The sequence below is a fragment of the Vibrio bivalvicida genome, from assembly GCF_001399455.2.
GTDB classification, from domain to species: Bacteria; Pseudomonadota; Gammaproteobacteria; order Enterobacterales; family Vibrionaceae; genus Vibrio; species Vibrio bivalvicida.
In genome coordinates this window covers 1-730 of sequence record NZ_LLEI02000086.1, presented here as the reverse complement: position 1 = coordinate 730, position 730 = coordinate 1, and the positions used below count along the sequence as shown (strand labels likewise).

Below are 730 nucleotides of genomic sequence, written 5' to 3'. Positions count from 1 at the left end.
AAATGCAAAGCCGAATCAGCAGGCAAACAAAAAGGAACCAACGGCAACAAGATTGGTAACGCCCACTTAAAATGGGCATTCTCGGAAGCCGCGGTTCTTTATTTAAGGGGCAATGAACCCGCCCAAAAATACATTCAACGCCTGCAAAAACGCATGAGCAAAGCAAAAGCGCTGTCGGCGCTGGCTCATAAATTAGGCAGGTGTGTCTACTTCATGTTGAGGAACAAAACGGTGTTTGATGAGAAACGATTTTTACCCCAATAAGTCGCACAATGAAGTGAGCTGAACGTCTAACTGGTGCTGAGTGAGAACACGTCACTGACTCAAAATTACTGGGATTTAAGCCCGAAAAAGTCAGTTGTGTCAGGTAGTCCAAGCCCTCTTGCTTTGATTAGCCGCTTCATTGGTGCGCACCCATAGCATACAAACGAACAGCAAAGTTGCTTACACCTCGGCTGAGCCTGAAGATAACTGGGAAACAACTGTTTAACCATTTTTTTGAATAGCGCCTGCTGGGGTTAACCGATAGATGTCTAGTGACCCAACCAATAATGGTTGGCAGCGGCGAGACCGCAATAAGAGATCCTCAATATGTGTTTGTCGTAAGCAATGCTTAATGACCGAAATGACAAAACGAAGTAGATAACTTTGTTGTTCGAAGAGCATTGGCTGCTCACGCAGCCAACAGAATGTTATTGCCTATTGACAGGCAGAAGGCTCATATGTGTTA

Annotated in this window: 1 pseudogene; it reads left to right on the top strand. The window is 45.1% G+C overall.

The annotated features are described in order from the left end of the window. Nucleotides 1-264: pseudogene (locus APB76_RS20810) on the top strand (IS110 family transposase); the annotation flags it as partial. Nucleotides 265-730: the final 466 nt, after the last annotated feature.